The sequence below is a fragment of the Ruegeria sp. AL11 genome, assembly GCF_056540865.1.
The window spans coordinates 214,530-239,759 of record NZ_JBQFXO010000011.1 but is presented as its reverse complement, the minus strand read 5'-3'; the positions used below and the strand labels follow the sequence as shown (position 1 = coordinate 239,759).

Genomic DNA, 25,230 nt, shown 5'->3' with positions numbered 1-25,230 from the left:
GCAGGATAAGTCGACCTCAGCTTACCGCCGCTGCCAGTGAGGGGTCGTCTTCCAATTGCTTGAGCAAACGGGCCTGTCTCACCTTGGGGTCCAATTCGGGATCGCTCAAATAGGCCAGCATATGGGGCACGTTCTCTTCAATCTGCTCTCGAGTTGCCACCGCCATGCCATGGGCCACGAAAGGCCTTAGATACGTCATTCCGGCCAGGTTCGCCGTCTGTTGGAACGGTTTCAGAAACTCGGCCATTGTAAAGTTGTTGTATCCGCCCGCGTGATAGCTGTGCTCAGGACCTCCGGTCGAGACAAGGATGAGGAACTCAAGCCCTTTCAGTTGGTCACCGCCCGGCCCGTAGGCGAAACCATAGTTCAGCACCTGATCCATCCAGGCTTTCATGACCGGAGGTGCGGAATACCAGTAGAATGGAAACTGGAACACGATCCGGTCATAGGCCAGCAAGAGGGTCTGTTCGGCTTCGATGTCAAAGCGCATCTCGCCGCCGCCAATGGCGGTCAGATCGCGAGTCGTCACGTCGGCGGCTTCTGAAAGTGCGTCAAACCAGGCGCGGTTGATGCGCGATTTGCTCAGGTCCGGATGGGCGGTGAGGACAAGGGTTTTCATGTATCTGCCTCTTGCAGGAATGTTGCGGAATAATGCGTGATTAGCGGGCGACCATCGGGTCGGGTTTCAAAGCGCCAGTTTTCCTTAACGCGGGCTTCAATGTGCTCTCCCGCGACGGTCGTGGCGCGAAACAGAACTTCGAACTGGGCTGCGCCGGGTGTGATCTCGATCTTGCTAACGTGATGCTCGGTTGGACGTTGCAAGGTTTCAAGCAGGCCACGATACCAGACCCTCACGCGATCATGCCCGGTGAGTGTGGTATCGACGTCAGGCATGTCCCAGTCCACCTCTGGGTGGAGGTCAGGCAGGAACACGTCGATCGGATCCAGCCTGTCAAACCGGGTAAACCAGTCGGCGATGAAACTGCGGATTTCGGGGTAGTCGGTCACTTGAATCACCTGTTGATGGTTTACTTGGCCAGTCGCTCAGGGACCGGAGCCAACGAGTATTGGGACCAGAAAAACGTGTTTGCCGCATCCTGATCTGCGGACAAGTTGGTGGCTTCGACGATCTTGCCATTCTCGATCCGGTAGACGAGGGCCCAGGTCGTATCGACATTCGGTTTGCCATCGGCGTTCGACCAGCCACGGTGGATGTCAACCACATGAGTCTCGTCGGCCCCGAAATAGATGGGTTCTGCTTGAAAACCAGCGGTGCCCAGTTGTTCGAAAAAGGCTAGCACTTCGTCCCGACCGGTCTTGGTGCCGGACAGGGGGTGGCGACCCGGGAAGTGCCAATTGACGTTCTCGTCCATCACGGCTGCGATACCGTCCAGATCACTGGCGCCATAGGCGGCGAAGAAGTCCTGCACGACCTTGATATTGTCTTCTGGGGATGCGGCCATGGCGGTCTCTCCTGTGATCAGAGCAGCGGTGAGGGCAGCAACTTTGGTCAGAGTGTTCATCTTGTGTCCTCCTGAATACGTGGTGACAGCCTTTTGGGCTGCGATGACACGAAGATAATAATCCCGGTAGGACGTGATAATTCACCCTGTCGGCATTACTTTCATGTGTAAGATCGAATAATAAGTCTATTGGGGGACTCTATGCGCCTGCCACTCGCCACGCTTGAAATCTTTACCGCCATCGCGCGCCATGGATCGCTACGTGCAGCGGCCGAGGCGCTGGGTATCAAGCCTTCGACCGTTAGCCATCAATTGAAAGCGTTGGAAGACCAACTGGGCACTGCGCTCTTCATTCGGACAACGCGCTCAATCAGCCTGACCGAGGCCGGGCGCGCCCTGATCCGCGGCGCGGGGCCTGCCTTTGATCAACTCTCCGAGGCGGTCGAAAGTGCGCGCAGCACCGGTCACGCCGCGCGGGGCACGTTGAAATTGGCGATGCCGGAGTTTGCCTACCACCTGTACGTGGGTCCGATCCTCAAGAGTTTTTGTGCCGCGTATCCCGAGATCGAACTGGAACTGTCGTTGACGGATGCGCTTTCAGACATACTCGGGGAAGAGCTGCATGCTGGATTCCGTCTGGGGGATCGTGTGGCACAGGACATGGTGGCTGTGCGGTTGACGCCGCCGCTTCCAGTGACCGTCGTCGCCAGCCCGGATTACCTGACGGCACGTGGCATACCGGAAACGCCGCCTGACCTGCTGGGGCATACCTGTATCCGCTACAGGTTCCAATCCTCGGGCCAGATTGCCCCATGGAGCTTTCAATCGAGCGAGGAGGAATATGCCGTAGATGTGCAAGGTAACCTGATCGCGAACGCCCTTCCTGCAACCGTCGATCTGGCGAAAAGAGGGTTAGGGTTGGCCTATACCTTCAGGGCTTATGTTGCACCACTGATTGATACCGGAGTATTGACACCAGTTCTTGAGGACCACTTGGCCCTCACGCCCGGTATTTTCATGTATTTCCCACGCGAGTATAAATCCATGATGCCCCTGAGGCTTTTCATCGACCACATAAAGCGCCAGCAAAGCGTTTGACCCTGCGCGCGCAGAACCCACATATCGAGCATTGCAAGCCGGAGCCGCTCCTTGCCCCTAAGATACGCTGATATCTACCCGTCAGAACCGTTGCTGAACAGTGATGAGATGCAGCGCCCTTCGGCGGCTGGTTTGATGTCAGTGCGGTATTTTCGGGCCGAACCTGATCGGATGCCGGAAGAGGTGTTTTCGGAACACCACGTCCTTCTGAACCTGCAGGAGAAGGGGCATCGCGTGCAAAACTGGCGGGACGGCACGCTGCGGGATTTCACCTTTTGCAAAGACGAAGTCATCGTAACACCTGCAGGAATGCGGTCGGGATGGCGGTGGTACGGACAGTCCGGCGTGATCGTGATCACCTTGCATCCGGACAAGGTCCAGCGCTTTGCGCAGTCTGAACTTGGGATGCTGCTGGCACCAGAGCAGTTTCACGACCAGCCGCAGTTTTCCGATCCTGACCTATGCGCTGCAGGAGTCATTCTGCGCGATGCGCTGGCAACGGACGACATGTCCTCAGCCGTGATGTTCGAAGCCATGAGCCGGGTGTTTCTGGTCAAACTGCTGCAAAAATACGGCAAACGCCGCGCCGAAGAGGTCGAGCTGTCCGCACGCTTTTCCTCTCAGCATTATCAACGGGTGCTGGCCTATGTGCAGGATCGTTTGGACCAAACGATCACGGTCGATCAACTGACCTCTGAGGCGGGCATGAGCCCCTCGCATTTTGCGCGGGTTTTCAAGGAAACGCTGGGCTCGACCCCCATGCAATATGTCATGGCCTACCGGGTCGAGCAGGCGATGAAGATGATCGAAGACCCCACGCGCCCTCTGGGTAATATCGCTTTGGCCTGTGGATTTTCGGATCAGGCGCATTTCACGCGCAGTTTCAAACAGGTGGTAGGGCAGACCCCGCGCGCGTTCCGCGCAGCAAATGCCGTCTAAAGCAGGATCTTTCAAAAACGCGGCAGTCCGGTGCAAGTATCCCTGCTGACCGCAGCATATCTCAGGTGTCATCGGGCTTGTGCCCATCCAGACAGATTTTGGGAGATATCGCTATGAATACCCTCGCTCTGAACACCGCCGCAGCGCTTATGGCTTCGAGAGCCGCTGTTGCGCAGGTCGAAACCCGCACCGTTACCTTCGAGAACGAAGGCGCTATGCTGTCCGGCACGCTTTACCTGCCGGAAGAGCGTGGATCTGAACCGCTGCCCACAGTCGTCGTGACCGGGGCCTGGACCTCGGTTCAGGAACAGATGCCCGCAAACTATGCCCGCGAGATGGCCGAACGTGGTTTCGCCGCCTTCACTTTTGACTTCCGCGGTTGGGGTAAATCGGGCGATCTGCCGAACAACGTGCGCTTTGTCGAAAGCCCCGAGGCCAAGACTTCGGACATCAAAGCGGCCATCGCATTCGTCGCGACCCTACCCGAAGTCGACGCCGACCACATCAACGGTCTGGGGATTTGCGCCTCAGCTGGGTACATGGTCGATGCAGTTTCAGGCAATCCGCTGGCACAGCGGCTGGGTCTTGTTGCGCCATGGTTGCAGAATGAAGAGATCGTTGAGGCGGTTTATGGCGGTGCAGAAGGTGTCGCCGGGCTGATCGAGGTGTCCCACGCCGCCGAGGCCGCTGGTGGCCAGATCATTCCTGCAGCAGGCCCCGAAGGTGCCGAGGGCGTGCTGATGCCGATCGGCGGATACTACTATGAGGCCGACCGTGGCGGGATCCCGGAATATGACGACAAGTGGAACAATGCGGGCTGGGAAGGTTGGCTGACCTATCATCCCGCCGACAATCCGCAGCGTTTGGACAAGCCACTGGCCATTGTGCACTCGGAAAGCGCGGCGATCCCACAGGGCGTTCAGACCTTCCTCGCCGGTTTCGCAGGAGAGGCGACCGCGCAATGGCTGGAGGATGTGACGCAGTTCGACTTCTACGACAACCCCGAGGATGTCACTCGCGCGGCCGATACCGTCGCTGGCCACTTTCGCGCCGGTTCGAGCAACTAAGCCCTGTTAGGACGCCGAGCAATTGTTCAGCGTCCACCCTCATCCATTCGAAGCATTCTCATGCGTAGAAAACTCACATCGACCCTTGCGGCCGTCTCAATGATCGGAACCGCAGCGTTTGCCGAGCAGCAAGCCGATATCTCGACCGCCATTACCGATATCGCGGCAGGTGCCGACCGCCACGACTGGACCCGCGTGCGCGGCGCGTTTTCCGATACCGTCACGACGGATTATACCAGCCTCTGGGGCGGAGACCCGGTCACACAACCCGCTGACGAGCTTGTGGCGAGCTGGTCCACCTTTCTTCCTGGTTTCGACGCTACGCACCATATGGTGACCAATCACACCATCACCTCCCTGTCCGATACATCCGCCACGGCACAGGCTGATTTCACAGCAACCCATCGTTTTGATGATGGTCTGTGGGTGCTTGGTGGCCGCTATGACTATGAGCTTGAGAAATCAGACGACCGCTGGGTTGTCACATCAATGACCATGACGGCAATCTGGGAATCTGGTGACCGTGGGCTTGTGGCTCTTGCTGGCCAGCGCGCTGCCGAGGCGAATTGAAGGAGTAACCATGACCAGTCAGCGCATCGCACTCGTGACCGGAGCCAACCGCGGTATTGGTAAAGAAGTGTCCCGCCAATTGGCCCGAGACCATGGGATGAAGGTTCTGATGGGTGCGCGCGATCTGGCAAAAGGGCAGGCTGCTGCGGATGAAATCGGATATGGGGCGGAAGCCTTGCAACTGGATGTCTCTAGTCCGGATTCTGTCGCCGCCGCCTTCTTCTTGATGGTTGAATCGGCCTATGGCCGCCTTGATGTTTTGGTGAATAACGCTGGTGTGGACTATGACACCGACCAACAGGTTCACTTCGCCGATCTGGACCGGGTGCGTCGCGCGTTTGATACGAACCTATTCGGCCCGTGGGAGACCACGATTGCGGCGGTGCCTCTGTTACAACGAGGTACGGATGCCCGGATCGTCAACGTGTCCTCTGGGGCGGGGTCGCTGACCAGTATGTCCGCCGGAACGCCTGGCTATGGCGTATCCAAAGCTGCTCTGAACGCGCTGACGCTCAAGACCGCTGCCGCATTGAAACCGCAGGGCATTCTCGTCAACGCCGTGTGTCCCGGCTGGGTTGCGACGGATATGGGGGGCGGGGGGCGTCCGATTTCCGAGGGTGCCAGGGGCGTTGTCTGGGCAGCGACCTTACCGAAAGGTGGCCCGACCGGAGGGTTCTTTCGCGATGGCGTCGCAATTGATTGGTAGGTTCAGCCGGGCGTCATGAAATCAATCAGCTTCCTGACCCGCGCGGGCAACAGGCGGCGGCTGGGATAGACGGCGAACATGTCCCGCGTCATTGGTTGGGCATCCGTGACCTCAAGCCGTTGCAGTTCGCCGTTTACCATATCTGAAGGCAGCATCGCGACACCCAGGTTGCGACGGGCGGCCTGCGCAATGACATCAAGGTCGGTCAAACTGTGGGCGATGTGCTTCGGGTGCAGTGTTTCCCCGCTCTCCAGCGCCCAGGGTTGACCCGCATTCAAGGCAGGCAAAGCAAGAAAGTCTGGTCTGGATACCGACCTGTCCAGCCCACGCTCTCGAATGAAGCCCTGTCCTGCGCAAAAGCAGTAGGGAACTGACCAAAGCCGTTTCGCGACAAGGCTGGAATCCGTCAAGGGGCCGAGGCGGAAGGCCAGATCGATATTGTCGCGAAAGAAGTCCAGCATGACATTGGTTGTGGTCATCTCAAACGCCACATCCGGATTTCGTGTCGCAAAATCCAACAACCGAGGTCCAATGGTCGTGCGCGCGGCCAGCGGGGGCGCTGTGATGCGGATGCTCTGGCGCCTCGTGTCGTCCGTAAAACCTGCGATACCTTGCAGAGCCTCGATCGGGTCCTGACATTGATCCAGAAGGCGGCGGCCTTCTTCCGTCAGGCGCACCTGCCGCGTCGTTCGCTCAAACAGTTTGGTGCCAAGATGGTCCTCTAACTCTGCAATCCTGCGGCTGACGCGGCTGAGCGGTGTCCCCAGACGCTCCGCAGCTTTGGAAAAGCTGAGATGGTTTGCGACGACTGTAAACAGGGCAAGGTCGTTGTAGATCATTATTCTATTTTTGGGATTATTTCTCCTGATATCAACTATTATCATCCAGCGACGTGGCCTCTACCTTCCGCGCAACAGAAGGAGACAGCTCATGCCTTTCGCTATTGAAATCACCCAGACCGGCAAACCAGATGTTTTGCGCGAAACCAACCGTGCGACCCCGACCCCCAATGCCGGGGAAATCCTGATCCGCAACAAGGCCGGGGCGGTCAACTTCATCGACACGATCATCCGTCGCGGTGAAATGCCCGAGGGGATGATGCCCGAGCTACCTCATGTACCTGGGGTCGAGGGGGCCGGAGTGGTTGAGGCGCTGGGCGAGGGGGTCGAAGGATTCTCTGTCGGGGACCGCGTGGCGTGGATGGGGCCGATCGGAGCCGGTGGATACAGCACTCAGTCGGTGATTGGTGCTCCGTACGTCACCCGGCTGGCCGATACTGTCGAGTTCGAAACCGCAGCCGCAATCCCCGTCAATGGCATGACCGCCTACCACATGCTGGTCAATCTGGGCGGCGCGGCAGCTGGTAAATCCGTTCTGGTTCACGCCGCAGCCGGGGGTGTTGGCACCATGGCGCTACACATTGCCAAGCATCTGGGCATGACGGTGATCGCTTCGACCAGTACCGACAAGGTTGGATATGCGAAAGATCAAGGTGCCGATCACGTCATCGACTATCGCACCGAGGATGTCACCGAGCGGGTGATGGACCTCACCGTAGGGCGCGGCGTGGATCTGACGCTGAACCCGATCTCGGGTGAAACCCTCAAATCAGACCTCGACGCTCTGGCACCCTTGGGCACTGCAGTTCTGTTCGGGTTCCTTGCCGGTCCGCCCGCAGGTAATTTTGCCGAGGATTTGGCGAAGCACTTCCAGAAGTCGATTTCGGTCCGGGTTAGCGACATATACACTTATTTCGTCAACCGCCCCGATCAGTTCAGCGCAGATATGGCCACGGTGTTTGAATTGTTGCAAGCGGGTGTTCTGCGCCCGCAGGTGAGCATCCTACCCATTGCCCAAGCCGCCGAGGCGCACCGTCGTTTGGAAGCCGGTGAAACCACCGGCAAACTGGTCCTAAGCATAGAGTGATCGAGCCCGGCAAGAACGAGGCACGGAAAGGCGTTTGGATCTAATTGAGAAAGACCTTTAGCCCCACATAGGGCCCTTGCTGCGTGACATCATAGGCGAACGGGCCGGTTGACGTTGAATCACTGTAGTCGACACTGAAATATCGATAGCCAAAGGTAATCGCGGTTCGATCCCACGGCTGATAGTCAAAGCCGATATTTGCGCCGACTTGCAGATCGTTGCCTCCGGCTCCAAACCCGCCAAGTTCCAGCGATGCGATGGTGGTCCACCGGTCGTTGAGACGCCACATGCCCCGGGCACCCACAACGGGCTCAATCCAGCCTTCGTCACCGCCTTGGGTGGGCGGGTTCGTCGGCCCCGGAGTCGTGAACCTGATTTCCTGCCGGATCGAGTTGTAGCGAATGCCGCCTTGCAGATCGACGGTGTATCGCTGGTTGTTGGCACCATAGGTCCCATCCGCCACGCGATAGGCACCCATGACCGCAAACCATTTTTGGCGCACATCTACATCCACTGCAGTGGCGGCGGGGCCGGGGAGAGTGGTATCCTCTCCGATGCCTACATAGTTGGCGTCAACGATGATCCCAAAGTCTCCGCTCCAGGCCTCATACCGCCCGGCCGCTGCGAAATCGAGAACATCCAGCACGTCGCCAAGATCGAGGTCAATATCGGCTGAAACGCCCGAGACGGTTGACGTTCCATGCGTGCGGAGCGGGGTGAACAGGTAAAAGCCAAGAGTGTGTCGCCAGCCCTCTTCGGTCTGACCCGGTGCAGGCAGGGACTGAGCGTATGCTGCGCTCGACAATAGACAGGACAGGGCCGTGGCGCCCGCTATCGCGGCAGTGGATCTGATTGCCATAGGTGAATCTCCTTACTTTCAAATTTCGCGACGACCTTGCTTCAAGGCGTCAGTGTCCGGATATACGATCATCTGCCAACAGAAGACTGTTTGAGCAGGAATGCCTCGACAGCGGCTTCGGTTTCAGGTCGCAGGTTTTCGATGCCTTCATAGGGAACACCACGGGCTGGTTCGATGTCTGGATACTTTTCCTTGCGTTTTAGATGACGCCCCAGAATGCGGACAAACTCTTGCCCGCCCCAAGCTCCAACCTCGGTCGACACCGGGTATTTTTCGTGGGTATCGCGGTAAACATCGAAGAAATCGGCTAGAATCGCGCTCTCTCCGGCTCCGGGAATGCGCAGCTTTAGTTGATCCTTGATGACCGCGCGGGGTGTGTGGACGGAATAGACGATCAGATGATCGCGCCGTCCTTTTGTCTCGCCCAACAGCAGCAGCGAGGATTGGTCGACCCCGTCCACCAACCGATCCCGAGGAATACCGCTCTCGGCCCCGGCGAACCGCGCGAGCGTGGTATAGAGATCCGAAACGTGGACGATATCTCCGACGATGCCGTCGGCCTCGATCATACCGGGCCAGCGGATGAAGCTGTCGACCCGAATGCCGCCCTCGGACACATCACCCTTGCCACCGGCGAAAACCATCGGGGTGAAACCTGATTGCGGCGAATACTTGGTGAAATGGCCGTTGTCGCCCATCACGATGACAATGGTGTTGTCGGCCAGGCCAAGCGCCTCCATCTCGTTGAAGATATCGCCCAGCCAGCTGTCGAGCTGCTGCATCTTGTCGACATAGAGCCCTCCGTTCGGCGATTGCGGCCCCGAACGACCTGCGCGCGTGTTATCCAGCGGAATGAGTGGCCAATATTGCAGGAAGAAAGGCGCGTCCCCGCCAGCCAGCTCGCGCATTTTTTCAAGCGTCTGATCCTGATAGCGCCGGTTCATTTCGTCATATTTTTCGGCGGTCCAGCGCTCGCCCGCGGTCATGTCAACTTCGCGCGCAAGACCGCCGCGTTCAGCTTCAAGACCGGTGACCATAGCGGCGGGGTCGGGGCGAAAGAAGTCGTCGAGTACGAAACGGTCATCGAAATCCGCTATCCCGACCGAGACCTGTTCCTTGATCGCATCATCGTTATAGATTGTCAGTTGGCCCTGCTGGTGAACCGGGAACCCCGCCCAATCGAAGCCTTGGTTATGGGGCCAGGCCTCGGGGATGTCGCCCATGTGCCACTTACCCACATGCACCGTCGCATAGCCCGCATCCGACAGAATTTCGGCCAAGGTGACTTCGTCTGCGGGCAGGCCGAACCCGGCGATATCCACGGTGGTGTCGCCCATGCCCATCCGAACTGGAAGCCGCCCGGTCATCATCGCAACCCGTGTGGGTGTGCAGGAGGGTTCGGTATACATGCGCACCATTCGCATCGCTTCGTCCGAGAAGGCGTTGATATGGGGCGTGGAATAGCCGCGCACTGCGTTGAGTTCCGGAATACCCAGATCGCCAAAGCCGATATCGTCAATCAGGATATTGATGATGTTGGGTGGCTTGCCGTCGTTCGAGCTTCGGAAGTCTTCTAGCAACTGGTCAACCTCGGCATTGTCAGCAGCCCATTGTTCGGCATTCTGCGCTTCGAGGATGTAGTACTCGGCATCATGGATGATCGGCGCGTCCTGAGCGGTTGAGATCGTGGCCGATAGGCAGAACAGCACCGACAGGCTGGTTAGGGTTTTCATTTCAACAATCCTCATTCGCTTTGGGCGGGGGTCTGGCGGGGGTCAGATGTGGTGTGGGGCGGGCCGGAGCGGTTGATATCCGTGCCGGGGAAGAACTCGACCCAGACATGCCAGAACATGCCTGATCGAAGGGTCTCAACGCGGGTCAGTTGGCCGCAATCCGCGTTTCCGAAGAAATCGACATGGGTGATGGGCGCGCCGCTGTCATTGTACCAGACGCCAACGCTTTCATAGATTGGGTCGTAGGAAACCACGACGTCATGCCCGCCAACCGTGGCGTTGATCAGCCCTTTGTTTTCTGCCAGGAAATCATCGGTCCAGCAAACTGCATCCTCACCGATCGTGATGCCCCAGACATAGGTTTTGTTGGGCAGGCGGTTGTCGCTGTGGCTCATGTTGTCCATGACCGGCGCTTCTTCTTGGTGCTGCTTGGCGATGCCCGAGGAGAAAACCGTTTCAGTAAAGGTGTCGAACAGCCTGAGAAGCGGGTTCGAGGAGGGCTTGTTCAGAAAGACCTCACCATCTGGATAGGCTTTCTGAAACCCCCGAAAGCTCATCCGAAAGGTGGGCCATGGCTGCATTGCCGCAGTTTTCGAGGCATCGCTGTCGAAGCGACCATAGATCTGCTGGATTGGCTCTCCGGTGGTGTTGTCGCGCAGGATCAGGTTGTTACCATGCTGGGCCATCACCTCAAGATCCAGACGTTTGCCGTGGATCTCGGGTTTGTAGGCCTGCCCCAGATTGGCCATGGCGCAATAGGTCATGACGATGTCGTCGCCACCCAACCCCTTATCGTTTCCGGCCAGATGAGGGCGCATCAGCTGGGAGTCGGAGTGCGCCCGTGCGTGGCCGTTGTTTTCGATCACGAGAACGCTGGCAGAGGGGTTGATGTATCGCTGCGCCTCAGAAATTGGGTAGTAGCGGGCGGTGTTTTGCTGGTTGCGCAGGCCGATATGGACCCAAACCCATGGAAACACGAATAGGAACACGATCACCAGAGTCACTGCAGGCACGCCGAGGAAAAACAGCCAGCCGGGACCGCCGCCCAGAAAATGCCCGACAAGCATCAGCGCAAGCCCGGCGATTCCGGCGGCAAGATAGGTGTTCTCATTCCGGATAAAGCGGATCATGTTATTGCGCTTAACCTTCAGCACCATTTGGCTGACGTCACCGAGATCGCGGAAATACATGAACCCGATGGTCAACGACACGAGGAGCCCGACGTAGAATAGAAGATTGGCCAACATTTGAATCGCCTTTTTGCGTCTTGATTAGCCCTCGGGCGGGGTCGAGTGAGACGAAAGGTAAGTTTTTATTTCGTCCTCAAGCCCTCGGAGGCTGTCGATGAGATCAGAATTTCTTGGGTCACTTGCATCGCAGGGAAGAAGAGCAGCCAGGCTTTCAAAGTCAGCGCAGATCTGCGCAAAGACCGTGTCTGAGCTGCGCAGGCGCCGGATGTCATTCGCCTCATCAGGAAAGTGTATCGACAAGCAAGCCATCATAAGCCTCACGGTGTCTGAACCCAGTTGTGCCCCCGCGACGAGGTCCGTTCCCCTCCTTTGCTAATCATTCTGTCCGAAATTCATTTACACATTCAGGTATCTTAACGTATGTTACGGGGTAACATGTTATTTTTCAAATACTTGAAGCCAGCCAGCGGTTAACAAAAGCGATGTCAGACGCCAGCGTAAAGTCAGAACCGGCCCAAAAAACGCTCTCGGATGAAGATATTCAGCGGGCACTGAGGGCGGTCCTGGACAGCCCGGAATTCGATGGGGCCGAGCGACTGCAATCTTTCCTCAGTTACGTTATCGATAAGCTTCTGGCGGGCCAGTCCGAGGATATCCGCGCCAAGTCGATCGCCGAGGATGTCTACGGAAGGGCGCTGGATTCCGGGGGCGACCCGATGGCCGTCGTGCGTGTCGATGCGGGGCGCATGCGTCGGCGATTGGCGAGCTTCTATTCGAACTCCGGCAAGGATCAGAGGCTGCGCATCCATGTGGATCCGGGCGGCTACGTCCCTCGATTTGAGGTTTTGGACCCAGACATACCGTCAAACCGAGCGCGTCCCTCAAGGATGGTCTGGATCTCATTGGCGGTTTTGGGCGCTTTGGCCGTCGCGGGCGGCGTGATGCTCTTTTCTCGCACGCCCCAGTCACCGCCAAGCCCGGTCACGGTCTCTGCAAATGCCAACCAGGAACAAGCTGTCAGAGAGGCGCTGTTCTCGACAAACCCGACCAAGCTACAAGCCGTTAATCTGGCGAGTGAGGCGCGCCTGCTGATGTTTCCGGTTCTAGACCGTGACAGGCTGCAAGCCGTGCGCGGTATGTTCGAGCGCGCCATGGCGCTGGATGAGACGTATTTCGGCGGCTACGCCGGTTCGGCGCAGGCGATCAGCATCCTTGCTTTAACAACCCCGCCCGGAGCTGAAAAACAGGCGCTTCTGACCCTCGCCAAAAACCGAGCGCAGCGAGCGTTGGAGCTGGCGCCAGACGAAGGGTGGAGCCATTCTGCTCTTGCCCTGGCTTCATTTTGCTCGCGTGAGCATGAGGCCGCGCTTGCGCGATCCGCGCGCGCAACGCGGCTTGCCCCTGATGATATCCACGTCACGAATTTTGATGCCCTGTTCGCGTTGTTTGGTGGGGATTTTCAGCGCGCAATAGCGTCCGCCAAGCGGGCGCAGGGCGCCAATACGACCAACGGAAGATTTCCTTATCGTAGCGTGTTGGCTTCATCCAGCTATCACTTGGGGGACTATCAGGCGTCCGTAGACCAGTTCAACGAGGCGGTCAGGCTGGGTGATCCGGTCAGCGCAATCTCGATCGGTTATCTTGCGGCAAGCTATCAGCGGCTAGGGGACGATGAGCGCGCGCGGGCCACAATCCTGTTGTTGGACGAAGCCTGGCCCGGCTACCCTTTAGCGGCGCTGTTTCGAACCTTGTTTGCCGATCCGGACCACGCCGAAGACATCATCAGCGCGCTTGACGAAATAACTGCTTTGCAATCCGACTAGGGCAGGGACTGGAAAAAGAGGCTATTCCCGGATTTCTGACGGATCGACGCCCCAGAGGTTGGCTTTCAGCGTCCACCCCTTGTAGCCCCCCGCCGAAATGCGACACCAGTCCAGCGAGCACGCGCCAAGACGGGCGACCACTCCGGTTTCGAAATGCGCGTTGACGGTCGAGTTCGGATCGGGTCGGGCATAAACGGGCAGCATCTCGGATTCGATCAGCACCGTGCGCACGCCAGACAGCAGGGCGTAGTGAACCCAACCTCCGGCCCCGTCGCGATCCTGTACCTTGCGCCAGTTGCCGTATTCCGCAGTGATTTGCAGCGGCATACCGCGCCGCTTGAAGACCCAATCGATTCGGTGGGTCAGTGACGGACCGCGGCGCACATTGCCTTCGGCTGCCTTCATCGAGACATAGCGCGGAAGGGGCAGGTTGGTGACCGGGCCGCGCACGTCTTGGGCTGCGACCGGCGCGGAGCCGAACGCAATGAGATACGCGGATAGGATCGCCAAACAAAGGCGTTTCACCGGTAGAAGACCACTCACTGACTGCCTGCTCTTGTGCCTGTTGATCTGCTTTCGAAAAAAGGTCGACTCAATGCCTTTGGGGTTCTTGTGCCCCGCCTTATCCTGCGCCACGATGCCATGACGCAAGCGCGTTTGCAAAGCAGTGGGAGGGCGGAAGTGCCAAGAGAACGTCTGAGTGTTGTTGTTACGCGACGGTTGCCGGAAGCAGTGGAAACGCGACTGAGTGAGCTGTTTGATGTTCGCCTGCGCGACGATGACACCCCCATGACTCGTGAGGAACTGGTCGCTGCGGTGCAAGAGGCCGACGTGCTGGTGCCGACGGTGACCGACACAATCGACGGTGGTTTGCTGGGGCAAGCTGGTGAAAAGCTGCGCTTGATAGCCAATTACGGGGCAGGGGTCGACAATATCGACGTCTCAACCGCGCGTCAGCGTGGCATCCTGGTCTCGAACACTCCGGGTGTTCTGACCGATGATACGGCCGACATGACCATGGCGCTGATCCTGGCGGTGACGCGTCGTTTCCCTGAGGGCGTTGCGCTGATGCAGCAGGGCGATTGGTCCGGCTGGGCTCCGACCGCTTTGCTTGGTGGCCGGATCGGAGGGCGCCGTCTGGGTATTCTGGGCATGGGCCGGATCGGTCAGGCTGTTGCGCGCCGTGCCAGCGCGTTCGGGATGCAGGTTCACTACAACAACCGCCGCCGGTTGCGCCCCGAGATTGAACAGGATCTGGATGCCACCTATTGGGAAAGCCTTGATCAGATGGTGGCACGGATGGATGTGATCTCGGTTCATTGCCCCTCGACCCCGTCGACTTTCCACCTGCTGAACGCGCGGCGGCTGAAGCTGCTGAAGCCCTCGGCTGTGGTCGTCAACACGTCGCGTGGTGAAGTGATCGACGAAAACGCGCTGACGCGGCTGATCCGGTCCGGGGATATCGCGGGTGCCGGGCTGGATGTGTATGAACACGGCACGCAGGTGAACCCACGCCTTCGCAAGCTGCCAAACGTGGTGCTGCTTCCGCATATGGGATCGGCCACACTGGAGGGGCGGATCGAGATGGGTGAGAAAGTTATTATCAATATCAAGACCTTCGAGGATGGGCACAGACCACCGGATCAGGTGGTCCCATCCATGCTGTAACCTTTTCCAGGAGCACATTATGCGTACCAATCGGATTTCAGGATTACTTCTGTCTGTCATAGCCTTTGCCGCTCCGGGCTTTGCCCAGGAAACAGCGGACTCCGTGGCCCCCGAAGGCGCGAGCGAAGGTCAAGTTCAAGCTCTGACCGACGAGTTGATCGCGGCGCTCGAGGCCAAAACAAGCGGCGTTCCTGTGCAGTCCGAGAATTGGATGGTTGCTGCGGCCAACCCTCTGGCGGTTGAGGCCGGGGCAAAAATCCTGCGCGCCGGTGGATCGGCCGCGGATGCCATGGTCGCGGTGCAGGTTGTTCTGGGCTTGGTCGAGCCCCAATCCTCGGGCCTTGGGGGTGGGGCGTTTCTGGTCTGGTATGACGCCGCCACTGGACAGCTTACAACACTGGACGGGCGTGAAACGGCCCCATTGAACGCGACGCCGACCCTGTTTCAAGATGAAAACGGCGAGCCCTTGCAGTTCTTTGATGCCGTCGTCGGAGGGTTGTCCGTTGGCACGCCCGGAACGCCTGCCTTGCTGGAGGAAGCGCACCGCCGTTGGGGCCGTTCGCCGTGGCCCGGGCTGTTCACCGATGGTATTCGGCTGGCGGATGACGGGTTTCTGGTCTCGCCTCGTCTGGCCAGTCTGGTCGCCAATGACGCCGAGCGCCTCTCGCGCTTCCCTGCAACGGCTGAGTATTTCCTGCCCGAAGGCGAGCCACTGCAGCAGGGCCAACGCCTGATGAACCCGGCCTATGCGGATACACTGCGCGCTCTGGCCGAGGACGGTGCCGCCGGGTTCTACGGCGGGCAAATCGCGTCAGATATCGTTCGGACCGTCCGCACCGCGCCGGGCAATCCCGGCGTATTATCTGGCACCGATCTGGCCCTGTATCAGGTCATTGAACGCGATCCGGTTTGCGCCGCCTACCGCGCCTATGAGGTCTGCGGGATGGGTCCGCCTTCGTCCGGGGCGCTGACCGTTGGGCAGATTCTGGGTATGCTGAACAGCTATGATCTGGCCGCGATGGGGCCTGAGAGCATGGAGGCATGGCGCCTGATCGGCGAAGCGTCACGCCTCGCCTTTGCGGATCGGGGGCGGTACATGGCCGATAGTGATTTCGTGCCGATGCCGACCACTGGGCTGGTCGACCCGGACTATCTGGCGCAGCGCGCGGAGCTTTTGAACGCTGAGGGCGCACTGACCGAGGTCTCCCCGGGCAATCCCGAGTTTGATCATGCGATGAACTGGGCTGATGACGAGTCATTGGAGCTGCCTTCGACGTCGCATATCTCGATCGTGGACAGTTACGGCAACGTCTTGTCGATGACGACGACGATTGAAAACGGCTTTGGTTCGCGTCTGATGACGAACGGGTTTTTGCTGAACAACGAACTGACCGATTTCTCGTTCCGCACCCATCGCGACGGAGTGCCCATAGCGAACCGTCTGGAACCCGGCAAGCGCCCGCGTTCGTCCATGAGCCCGACCATCGTCATGCAGGACGGCGCGCCGGTTCTGGCCATCGGGTCTCCGGGAGGCAGTCGTATCATTGGCTACGTTGCCAAGTCGATCATCGCCTGGGCGGATTGGGATATGGATGTGCAGCAGGCGATCTCGCTGCCGCATCTGGTCAACCGGTTCGGGACATATGATGTTGAGGTGGATACTGCCGCCGAAGGCTATGCAGATGCGCTGATCGAAATCGGGTTCGAGGTGAACCCCCGCGATCTGACCTCGGGCCTGCATGCGATTGAGATCGGCGAAACTCTCAGCGGTGGGGCAGACCATCGGCGCGAAGGGATCGCGCTGGGAGAATAAAATCTAGGTCTTGGCCGGCTCGGGCGGGCCTTTTCGACACATTGGAAAAGGCTCGCACAACCGGCGGGCAGGAGAGGGGTAGCATGGTACAAGCGACGGCTTTGCCGAGAAATGAGGCTGGGATTGGAACGGCCCTTGGCATCTTGAAGCAACAGTTTGGGGATCGTCTGCAAACCAGTGCGGCCATCCGCGAACAGCACGGCCACACCACGACCTGGATCACCAATCAAAGCCCGGACGCGGTGGTGTTTCCCCGCACCACGCAGGAGGTCTCCGAGATCGTCAAAACCTGCGCTTCGCATAAGGTGCCGGTGATTGCATTTGGCACGGGCACGTCGCTTGAAGGGCATGTGAACGCGCCTGCCGGTGGGGTGTCGGTCGATCTGAGCCAGATGAACAAAGTGCTGGCCGTGCATGCCGAGGATCTGGATTGCGTCGTGCAACCCGGTGTGACGCGTGAAGATCTGAACACCCATCTGCGCGATCAGGGCCTGTTCTTTCCGATTGATCCCGGTGCCAACGCCTCGCTTGGCGGGATGGCTGCGACCCGCGCGTCCGGGACCAATGCGGTGCGCTATGGCACAATGCGGGACAATGTGCTGAGTCTTGAGGCGGTGATGCCGGATGGGCAGATCATCCGGACCGGCAATCGCGCCAAGAAATCTTCGGCGGGGTATGATTTGGCGCGGCTGCTTATCGGGGCCGAAGGCACGCTAGGTATCATTACCGAATTGACCCTACGCCTGCACGGCATCCCCGAGGCGATCAGTTCCGCCCGCTGCTCTTTCCCAACCGTCGATGCTGCCTGCCGGGCAGTAATGATGACGATCCAATACGGCGTACCTGTCGCGCGGATTGAATTGTTGGATGAACTATCCGTCAAAGCCGCCAATGCCTATTCCGGCTTGACCCTGCCCGAAACGCCTCTGCTGCTATTAGAGTTCCACGGCTCGGATGCCAGCGCCGCCGAACAGGCCGAGATTTTCGGCCAGATTGCCGAAGAGTTTGGCGGTACAGACTTTGCGGCAACCTCAACCACCGAGGAACGCAACAAGCTCTGGCAGGCGCGTCACGACATGTACTGGGCCAGCCTTCAGCTGCGACCGGGTGCCAAGGGGATCTCGACCGATGTTTGCGTGCCGATTTCCCGTCTGGCCGAGGCCGTAGGGGCCGCTCAGGATAAAGCGGCCGAGCTTGATTTGCTTGCGCCTATTGTTGGGCATGTCGGCGACGGGAACTTTCACACTTTGCCCCTGATCGACATGGAAGACGCCGAAGAAGTCCGCCGGGCCGACGAGTTCGTTGGCTGGCTCAACGATCTTGCCATCTCGATGGAGGGCACCTGCACGGGCGAGCATGGCATCGGGCAGGGCAAGCGCCCCTATCTTGAGAAAGAACTGGGGCAGGCAACACACTACATGGCCGCGATCAAGGCGGCACTGGACCCCGACAACATCATGAATCCAGGAAAGATACTGGCCGATCAGCCATAACGGTTTCCGCGATCTTGTCCGCTTTGTGCCCACAAAACGTCTAGGTGATGTGGTGTCTTACGGCGAAAGACGAACAGGTGATCGACATGAGTGCAAAATATCTGGTTGGCTTTGTCGCGGTGGCCGGTTTGGCGGTCGCGGGGCTGGACTACTACCAGAAAGCCAAAGCCTCGGGTGACGGGCTCAGCGCAAGCGACTACATCGCAGCCTTCACTGGCGGGTCCGAGGTTGAACCCGCAAGCGTTGACAGCACGTCGGAAGTTCAGGAATCCGAAACCGCCGAGCCGCCTGGCAAACTGGTGTGCAAGACCGTTGGAAACACCAAACGGTGTCGCTCCGAAGGCTGATGGCTGGATTGTAAGTCGCCATTTAACGACCTGCATCTCCCGTGCGGGTCGTTTTTCTTATATCACTGGTCGGATGGCTTCCGCGATTGATTTCGGAATCAAGCCATATGGTGGCAACAGATTCCAAGGGGAGACACCCGGTTATGAAAACCCAAGTCAAAGCACTGGTCGTTGGCGGCGGCGCCGTCGGAACCTCGATTGCCTATCACCTGGCCAAAGCGGGCTGGGATGATGTGATGTTGATCGAGCGGGACGAGCTGACCTCGGGCTCGACCTGGCACGCGGCTGGCCTGCTGCCGCTGTTCAACATGTCTTACGCGACAACCCACATCCACAAGTACTCGGTCGACTTCTACAAGCAGCTCGAAGAAGAGACCGGCCTCAACGCGGGCTTCGCCGTGGTCGGCAACCTGCGCATGGCGCAGACGCAAGAGCGCATGGACGAATACATGCTCTATGCTTCAACAGCTGAGACCTGCGATGTGGCTTACGAATGGCTGACACCCGAGCAGATCAAGGAACGCTGGCCGCTGATCGAAACCGGCGACCTGAAGGGTGCGATCTATCACACCGAAGATGGCTATATTAACCCTGCTGACGTGACCCAAGCGATGGCCAAAGGTGCCCGTCAGCGCGGGGTCGACATCGTTCGCAAGATGCAGGCGGATGCCTTCCACTGGAACGGCACTCATTGGGAAGTCACCTGCACCAAGATGATCGAGCAGGGCGGCAACCTTGTTCCCTCCGATGAGCAGGTGGTGATCACCGCCGAGCATGTCGTGACCGCATCGGGCAACCACGCGCAGCGCACCGCCAAGATGCTGGGAATCAAGATGCCCGCGATCCCGGTCGAGCACACGTTCATTGTCATGGACAAAGACCCTGAGCTAGTCAAATGGCGTGAAGCGGGTAACCCCGAGCACCCCGTTGTGCGTGACGCCGACAACGAGTCGTATGCGCGCGAAGAACGCGGTGGCTGGATTTTGGGTATCTATGAACACGGTGCGCCTGCGCGCTTTGAACACGGCGTGCCGGACAGCTTCCGGGCTGACCTGTTCCCGCTGGATATTGACCGGATCGCAGACCAGTACATGGCGATGGCTGAGCGCGTGCCCTCCTGCGCTGAATCCGGCCTGAAAGACGATTTCAACGGCCCGATCTGCTATACCCCCGATGGCAACCCTCTGGTTGGTCCGGCTCCGGGCCTGCGCAACATGTGGCTGGCCGAGGGCTTCAGCTTCGGGATCACCGCTGCAGGCGGCACCGGCTACTATCTGGCGCAGATGATGGTCGATGGCGAAGCCGAGATCGATATGGCCTCGCTGGACCCCAAGCGCTACAGCAGCAACTGGATGACCACCGAGTTTGCAGCGCGCAAGAATGAAGAGTGCTATGAGCACGTCTACATTCTGCACCACCCAGATGAAGAGCGTGAAGCCTGCCGTCCGCTGCGGACTGTTCCCGCCTATGACCGTCAGAAAGCCCGCGGCGCGCAGTTCGGGTGGGTCAACGGTTGGGAACGTCCGAACTATTTCGGCCCTGTCGATGCGCCGGACAATTTCGACAAAGAAAGCCGTTCGTTCCGCCGTGGTGGCTGGTGGCAATATGCCGTTGAAGAAGCCAAAGCGGTCCGTGAAGGCGTTGGCCTGATCGACGCATCGGCCTTCACCAAACATGTCGTCAAAGGCCCCGGTGCGACCCAATTCCTGGATTGGTTCACCTGCAATAAACTACCCAAGGTCGGTCGTATCAACCTGACCTACGCGCTGACCTCGCACGGCACGACCCGTACCGAATACACCATCGTTCGCAATGGCGAGAACAACTACTACATCGTCTCTGCCGGTGCCTGGACCGAGTATGACGCGGACTACCTGCGTAAAGCAGCCGAAGGCAAGATGGAGGAGTTCGGCTACATCGAGATCCAAGACGTGACCACCCAGTGGGGCGTCTTCGCCATCGCCGGACCCAAGTCGCGTGATGTTCTGAAAGAGGTCATCAAAGACGCCGATCCGGAAACCGCCCTGTCCAATAAGCGCTTCCCCTGGCTATCGGCGCGTCAGATCGAATTGGGCATGTGCCCCGTAAACGCGATCCGTGTGGCCTACACCGGTGAGCTGGGCTGGGAATTGCACCACCCGATCGAGATGCAGAACTACCTGTTCGACCTCTTGGAAAAAGCCGGTGAGAAGCACGGTATGAAGCTGGTCGGCGCCCGCGCCCAGAACTGGCTGCGTCAGGAGAAATCCTATCGCGCCTTCGGCACTGAATTAGGTCGCGATGCGACCCCGCTTGAGGCTGACCTGCCGCGCTTTGTCGACCTGTCGAAAGATTTCTACGGCAAGGCCAAGCTGGAAGAGACCGGCGTGCGCTTCAAGTGCTGCACCCTTCTAGTCGACGGACCAGACGATGCCGACCCGTGGGGCCGCGAGGCGCTGTACACAACGGAAGGCACACGCGTGGGTCGTCTGACCTCGGGCGGTTACTCGGTGGCGTTCGAGAAATCCATTGGCATGGGCTATGTGACGCCTGATCTCGCGGTTGAAGGCACCAAGCTGAAGGTCAAGATTCAGGACAAGCTTTGGGACGCAGTCGTCACTTGCGACAGCCCCTACGACCCGAAAAACGAGGTCATCCGCAAGGACGGCTGACGTCTTGGACAACTCCGGCGGCGTGAGAAAATGCGCCGCCTCCGGCGACACATGCCTCCGGCGGAGGTATTTTCAAACAGAAGAAGCGGGGGTTGGTGTAAGATCCAGCCCCCCTGCTTTTGGCAAGGGGGCCTTCTCCTGTTGCGGTCATCGGCGCCTCCGCCTGTACCGCAAATCGACAGTCGCATATCAGAGTTAACGGTCCGTTACTTCTTCTGTTCAAAAATACCTCCGCCGGAGGCAAGCCTGCGCCAGCAGGCTTTGATCGGCCCAATCGCTGGTCAGGTTTTCGGCCTTTGAGCAACAAACGCCAGATTGTTGGAGGGCATTTCGACCAAGCGAAGCAGTTGCAGGCCGTAGTGCTGTAGGCAGGCTTTGATCTCTGTGTCGTTCTTGTACCCGATCTCTGGATCTTGTGAGATCAGGGCTTCGTGAAACTTCTCGTCGCCTGGGCTGGTCAAAGCGCCGGCTCGCATGAAGGGGCCGTAAATGATCAAGCGACCTGCCGGACTCAGAGCCTTTGAGGCCTCGCTGAGAAACGTGTCAGCTTCTGGCCAAGAGATCAGGTGCAGCAGGTTGATCAGAACGATCAGGTCCTGCTCTTGGAATGCCTCATGCCAGCCTGCAGTGGTTGCATCTAAATCGGTGGCGGGCAGAATATTGGCGACACCCGTCGCATAGGCGTCGATGCTGGCGCGGCGTTCGGGGTCGATTTCTGTGGGTTGCCATACCAAGTTGGGCAGTGTGCGCGCAAAGGCGGCAACATGCTGGCCGGTGCCGCTGGCGATTTCCAGTGCGCGGCCCGCGGCAGGCGCCATCTTGGCCAGCAAGGCGCATAGCGCGTCCGAGTTGCGGCTTGCGGCTGGGGCGATCATACGGGCCCCATCGCCTTGCGTCGCGACGCTGGCATTCGAAGGCAGAGCGCGTTTGGTCATGATCGCAACCTTTCCACATGCAACTGATTGACGATGTCCCGAGGCAGTTCAGACGGCGCCCCCGTCACAAGGCTGGCGAGATGGGACGATGCAGCTGGCGATGTCTGGAACCCGTATCCACCCTGGCCCGCGCACCAGATGAACGAGCGGTCCTGTGGATCTGGCCCCAGCACCAACGTGCCATCCGCCACGAAACTACGCAGCCCGGCCCAGTTCGCCTCGAGCCGTGTGACAGGTGTTGTCACCATCGCCTCATACCGCGCCAGACCTTCTGCGAGAACCATATCGTCGGCATAGGCGTCATGAGGCGTTGTCGGCTCGGCTTCGGAGGGTGAAACCAGATACTTCCCCGCATCAGGCTTGGCATACCAACCTTCTCCCGGCCCCATCAGCATGGGCCAGTTGGATACGTCATGACCTCCAGGTGCGGGAATACGCGCCATGGAGCGGCGCTTCGGCACGATGCCGATAGGTGGGAGGCCAGCCATCGCGGCGACCTCATCCACCCAAGCGCCGGCTGCGTTGACCAAGTTTCGAGCCTCGAACACGTCGCCTGCCTGAACGACCCAATGGTCGCTTTTGCGGATATCGGTGACAGCCCGGCGGGTCAGGACCGCGCCGCCATTGCCTCGGATCACGCGTGCGAAGTCTTGCATAAGGCGGTCGGTGTCAATGTCGAAGGCGTCTACGCTGATGGCGGCGTGGGCCAGAACGTCCGGGTTTAGGATCGGGACTTTGTCGATGGCTTGCTGCGGCGAAATGGAGCGTACGTTTAGTTCTTTGACGTCTTTGGCAAACAGGTCAGCCTGATCGTGGCCTGCAACCAGCATGAGGCCTCGGGGGGTCAGGTAGCCTCCGTTCGCGGATCGCAGGTAATCGACCCCGGCCTGATTGAGCGCAACCACCGAGGGCGGGCCGTAGTTTTCCTCGAACATCGCGGCCGAGCGGCCAGATGAGTGATAGCCCAAAGCGTCCTCGCCCTCGAGAACAGTGACAGAGCCATGAGCAGACAAACGCGCGCCCGCGCTAAGGCCCGCGATGCCGCCGCCGATGATTAGAAAGTCGATCATCGCAGGGTGACCGGGAAGGATTGTGATGAAGCAGATGTCATAAGGCTCTTGGTGCTTGTGATAAGAATATGCTTGGATTTCGGGAGACTATAAGCAGGCTTGAATTTGGCGATCAACCCGGCCAAAGACGCATCATAGAAAAGAAGGAGATTAAGGTGACTGCAGCGGACCTCCATCCTATGGCCACGGGACATATCCCAAAATATGTCGTCGCAGCCGATGGGAGCGACTACCTCTTTTCGGCAATGGTCGTGTTTTTTGTCGTTCTGGTTGTGTTGATTGGTGTCGGATATTTGACGCTGCATTCGGTGCCCGAGAAAATGGCGCATGAGAACAATCACCCTCAGTTCCAGTTGGTGGGCATTTTGGCGCTGTTGGCGCTGTTTACTCATAACGGCATTTTCTGGGTTGCCGCCGTTCTGGTTGCCGGGTTCCAATTCCCCGATTTTGCGACCCCGATGCGAAATATAGCGGATGCCATTCGCTCACTCGGACAGTCTCTTGCACCTCAGGCACCTGCTGAACCGGCCCCTCCGGCACCACAAAACACCACCACGCCGGAGCAGTAAGCCATGATCGAAACGATGCTCTGCGCCCTGATTACGGTGCTGCCGGATTTCCTGTTCCGACGCTTTGTCCAAGGCAAGCGGATCGGGCATGAGATAACCCTTTTCACCATGTGGTACGAGCTACGCTGGGGCCTGACCACCTGCGCTATTCTGGCGCTGTCCGTGATCACCACGCTGTTCTACTTCCATCCGGCCTCCAGCACGGCGGCCTCGTATTTTCGGACGGTCACGATCCTGCCGCAACTGGGCGGGCGGGTGTCTGAGGTCTATGTCAGCAACAACGATACGGTGACCGCGGGCCAGCCGATTTTCCGGATCGAGGATTTCACCCAGCAGGCGCAGGTTCAGGCCGCCCATGCACAGATAGCGCAGGTTCAAGCCTCACTGAAAGTGGCCGAGACGGATCTGGCGCAGGCGGATGCCGGGATCGCCGGTGCGCGCGCCGCCTTGGCACAATCTGTCGAAGACCTAGAGCGTAACACCACACTGCGCGACGAAGGCTCCAGCGCGGTGCGTCTGGCCGAGATTGAGCGGTTGGAGAATCTGGTGGCTGAACGCGAAGCGCAGGTCACCGCCGCCCAGTCACAGCGCGCTGCCGTGGTGCAGCAGATCGAAGAACTGATCCCGGCCCAACTGGCCAGTGCCAATGCGCAGCTGGATGCGGCCCTGACCGAGCTGGACAAGACGGTGATCAGCGCGGGCGTTACAGGTCGGATCGAACAGTTCGGTCTGCAGGTTGGTGACTATGTCAGCCCGCTGTTGCGCCCGGCTGGCATTCTGGTGCCTTCGCACTCGGGCCATGATCGTTTTCAGGCTGCGTTCAACCAGATGTCTGCTCAGGTCATCAAACCTGGAATGATTGGAGAACTGGGTTGCATGACCAAACCCTTCACGGTGATCCCGATGGTTGTGGTCGAGGTGCAGGACGTCATCCCCTCAGGTCAGATTCGTCCAACAGACGAGTTGCGGGACGTCCAGCACAACAAAGTGCCGGGTTCGATTCTGGTGTATATGGAGCCGTTGTATAAAGGCATGGCGGATGACATCCCTCCGGGCAGCAACTGTCTGGCGAATGTCTATACCGACAACCACCACAAGCTAGAGGATGAAAGCCTAGGGTTCTGGAACAAGGCGTTCCTGCATGTGGTCGACACGATTGGAGTGGTTCATGCGGCCGGTCTGCGGTTGCGTCTGATCCTGATGCCGGTGAACACCTTGGTGCTGACGGGGCACTGAGGTTTCAAACCTTGATCTGGGCAATGTAGCCCAAAAAAAGGCCCGCTAAATGCGGGCCTTTGGTTTTTCGATAC

24 protein-coding genes are annotated in these 25,230 nt (G+C 59.0%); 14 read left to right on the top strand and 10 right to left on the bottom strand.

The genetic code is table 11. From position 1 onward, the window contains the following. Positions 1–16 precede the first annotated feature (16 nt). From ACR0IP_RS18670 to ACR0IP_RS18660, 3 genes are read right to left on the bottom strand one after another with little or no spacing between them, the layout of a single operon-like run. Positions 17–619: an NAD(P)H-dependent oxidoreductase gene (locus ACR0IP_RS18670; protein WP_480527201.1), complete on the bottom strand. Its 603-nt coding sequence runs from the start codon at positions 617–619 to the stop codon at positions 17–19. Beyond that, positions 616–1,008 (bottom strand): nuclear transport factor 2-like protein, encoded by a 393-nt coding sequence (locus ACR0IP_RS18665; protein ID WP_480527200.1) that lies wholly within the window; start codon positions 1,006–1,008, stop codon positions 616–618. Before ACR0IP_RS18665 ends, ACR0IP_RS18670 begins: the two co-directional genes overlap by 4 nt. A gap of 20 nt (positions 1,009–1,028) precedes the next feature. Beyond that, positions 1,029–1,523 (bottom strand): nuclear transport factor 2 family protein, encoded by a 495-nt coding sequence (locus tag ACR0IP_RS18660; RefSeq protein ID WP_480527198.1) that lies wholly within the window; start codon positions 1,521–1,523, stop codon positions 1,029–1,031. Between the two features lie 141 nt (positions 1,524–1,664). On the opposite strand from ACR0IP_RS18660, the gene ACR0IP_RS18655 reads away from it, so the two are divergent. The 5 genes from ACR0IP_RS18655 to ACR0IP_RS18635 all read left to right on the top strand — a co-directional run bounded on the left by ACR0IP_RS18655 (position 1,665) and on the right by ACR0IP_RS18635 (position 5,843). Continuing rightward, complete coding sequence (locus tag ACR0IP_RS18655; protein ID WP_480527196.1) at positions 1,665–2,561, top strand: LysR family transcriptional regulator; 897 nt, start codon at positions 1,665–1,667, stop codon at positions 2,559–2,561. 51 nt (positions 2,562–2,612) lie between these two features. After that, positions 2,613–3,500: a helix-turn-helix domain-containing protein gene (locus ACR0IP_RS18650; RefSeq protein WP_480527194.1), complete on the top strand. Its 888-nt coding sequence runs from the start codon at positions 2,613–2,615 to the stop codon at positions 3,498–3,500. A gap of 113 nt (positions 3,501–3,613) precedes the next feature. Then, positions 3,614–4,567, top strand: coding sequence for an alpha/beta hydrolase (locus ACR0IP_RS18645; RefSeq protein WP_480527192.1), 954 nt, complete (start codon positions 3,614–3,616; stop codon positions 4,565–4,567). Between the two features lie 60 nt (positions 4,568–4,627). Beyond that, a complete protein-coding gene (locus tag ACR0IP_RS18640; protein WP_170374419.1) occupies positions 4,628–5,137 on the top strand; it encodes a nuclear transport factor 2 family protein in 510 nt (169 codons plus the stop codon). A 10-nt stretch (positions 5,138–5,147) separates the two neighbouring features. Then, entirely contained in the window at positions 5,148–5,843 is a 696-nt protein-coding gene (locus tag ACR0IP_RS18635; protein WP_170374420.1) for an SDR family oxidoreductase, read from the top strand. Between the two features lie 2 nt (positions 5,844–5,845). Here the strand turns inward: ACR0IP_RS18635 and ACR0IP_RS18630 are convergent, their stop codons facing one another. Beyond that, positions 5,846–6,682, bottom strand: a complete 837-nt coding sequence (locus tag ACR0IP_RS18630) for a LysR family transcriptional regulator (protein WP_480527189.1) — start codon at positions 6,680–6,682, stop codon at positions 5,846–5,848. A gap of 91 nt (positions 6,683–6,773) precedes the next feature. On the opposite strand from ACR0IP_RS18630, the gene ACR0IP_RS18625 reads away from it, so the two are divergent. Beyond that, positions 6,774–7,769: a zinc-binding dehydrogenase gene (locus tag ACR0IP_RS18625; protein ID WP_170689201.1), complete on the top strand. Its 996-nt coding sequence runs from the start codon at positions 6,774–6,776 to the stop codon at positions 7,767–7,769. A 40-nt stretch (positions 7,770–7,809) separates the two neighbouring features. Here the strand turns inward: ACR0IP_RS18625 and ACR0IP_RS18620 are convergent, their stop codons facing one another. The 3 genes from ACR0IP_RS18620 to ACR0IP_RS18610 form a co-directional block, all read right to left on the bottom strand. Then, positions 7,810–8,628: a hypothetical protein gene (locus ACR0IP_RS18620; protein WP_480527187.1), complete on the bottom strand. Its 819-nt coding sequence runs from the start codon at positions 8,626–8,628 to the stop codon at positions 7,810–7,812. 68 nt (positions 8,629–8,696) lie between these two features. Then, positions 8,697–10,361, bottom strand: coding sequence for a sulfatase-like hydrolase/transferase (locus tag ACR0IP_RS18615; RefSeq protein ID WP_170374439.1), 1,665 nt, complete (start codon positions 10,359–10,361; stop codon positions 8,697–8,699). Between the two features lie 11 nt (positions 10,362–10,372). After that, positions 10,373–11,608 (bottom strand): DUF3179 domain-containing (seleno)protein, encoded by a 1,236-nt coding sequence (locus ACR0IP_RS18610; protein WP_480527185.1) that lies wholly within the window; start codon positions 11,606–11,608, stop codon positions 10,373–10,375. A gap of 425 nt (positions 11,609–12,033) precedes the next feature. Between ACR0IP_RS18610 and ACR0IP_RS18605 the strand changes: the two genes are divergently transcribed. Beyond that, complete coding sequence (locus tag ACR0IP_RS18605) at positions 12,034–13,374, top strand: tetratricopeptide repeat protein (protein ID WP_480527183.1); 1,341 nt, start codon at positions 12,034–12,036, stop codon at positions 13,372–13,374. Positions 13,375–13,395: 21 nt separating this feature from the next. On the opposite strand, the gene ACR0IP_RS18600 is transcribed toward ACR0IP_RS18605, so the two are convergent. After that, positions 13,396–13,884: an SH3 domain-containing protein gene (locus tag ACR0IP_RS18600; RefSeq protein WP_425085188.1), complete on the bottom strand. Its 489-nt coding sequence runs from the start codon at positions 13,882–13,884 to the stop codon at positions 13,396–13,398. Positions 13,885–14,055: 171 nt separating this feature from the next. Between ACR0IP_RS18600 and ACR0IP_RS18595 the strand changes: the two genes are divergently transcribed. The 5 genes from ACR0IP_RS18595 to ACR0IP_RS18575 all read left to right on the top strand — a co-directional run bounded on the left by ACR0IP_RS18595 (position 14,056) and on the right by ACR0IP_RS18575 (position 21,346). Beyond that, complete coding sequence (locus ACR0IP_RS18595) at positions 14,056–15,042, top strand: 2-hydroxyacid dehydrogenase (protein ID WP_170680264.1); 987 nt, start codon at positions 14,056–14,058, stop codon at positions 15,040–15,042. Positions 15,043–15,061: 19 nt separating this feature from the next. Further along, positions 15,062–16,855 (top strand): gamma-glutamyltransferase, encoded by a 1,794-nt coding sequence (gene ggt / locus ACR0IP_RS18590; RefSeq protein ID WP_480527181.1) that lies wholly within the window; start codon positions 15,062–15,064, stop codon positions 16,853–16,855. A gap of 83 nt (positions 16,856–16,938) precedes the next feature. After that, entirely contained in the window at positions 16,939–18,348 is a 1,410-nt protein-coding gene (locus ACR0IP_RS18585) for an FAD-binding oxidoreductase (RefSeq protein WP_480527179.1), read from the top strand. An 86-nt stretch (positions 18,349–18,434) separates the two neighbouring features. Continuing rightward, a complete protein-coding gene (locus tag ACR0IP_RS18580; RefSeq protein ID WP_480527177.1) occupies positions 18,435–18,695 on the top strand; it encodes a hypothetical protein in 261 nt (86 codons plus the stop codon). A 143-nt stretch (positions 18,696–18,838) separates the two neighbouring features. Continuing rightward, complete coding sequence (locus tag ACR0IP_RS18575) at positions 18,839–21,346, top strand: GcvT family protein (protein WP_480527175.1); 2,508 nt, start codon at positions 18,839–18,841, stop codon at positions 21,344–21,346. A gap of 281 nt (positions 21,347–21,627) precedes the next feature. Here ACR0IP_RS18575 and ACR0IP_RS18570 read toward each other — a convergent pair whose 3' ends face one another. Together ACR0IP_RS18570 and ACR0IP_RS18565 are read right to left on the bottom strand one after the other, a co-directional pair. Continuing rightward, positions 21,628–22,281, bottom strand: coding sequence for a DUF938 domain-containing protein (locus ACR0IP_RS18570; protein WP_170374462.1), 654 nt, complete (start codon positions 22,279–22,281; stop codon positions 21,628–21,630). Next, positions 22,278–23,351 (bottom strand): NAD(P)/FAD-dependent oxidoreductase, encoded by a 1,074-nt coding sequence (locus tag ACR0IP_RS18565; protein ID WP_480527172.1) that lies wholly within the window; start codon positions 23,349–23,351, stop codon positions 22,278–22,280. Before ACR0IP_RS18565 ends, ACR0IP_RS18570 begins: the two co-directional genes overlap by 4 nt. A 155-nt stretch (positions 23,352–23,506) precedes the next feature. On the opposite strand from ACR0IP_RS18565, the gene ACR0IP_RS18560 reads away from it, so the two are divergent. Further along, positions 23,507–23,920 (top strand): hypothetical protein, encoded by a 414-nt coding sequence (locus tag ACR0IP_RS18560; protein WP_480527170.1) that lies wholly within the window; start codon positions 23,507–23,509, stop codon positions 23,918–23,920. 3 nt (positions 23,921–23,923) lie between these two features. Continuing rightward, positions 23,924–25,156 carry an HlyD family secretion protein gene (locus ACR0IP_RS18555; RefSeq protein ID WP_170374469.1) on the top strand — a complete coding sequence of 411 codons (1,233 nt, stop codon included), beginning with the start codon at positions 23,924–23,926 and terminating at the stop codon, positions 25,154–25,156. The last annotated feature ends 74 nt before the right edge of the window (positions 25,157–25,230 follow it).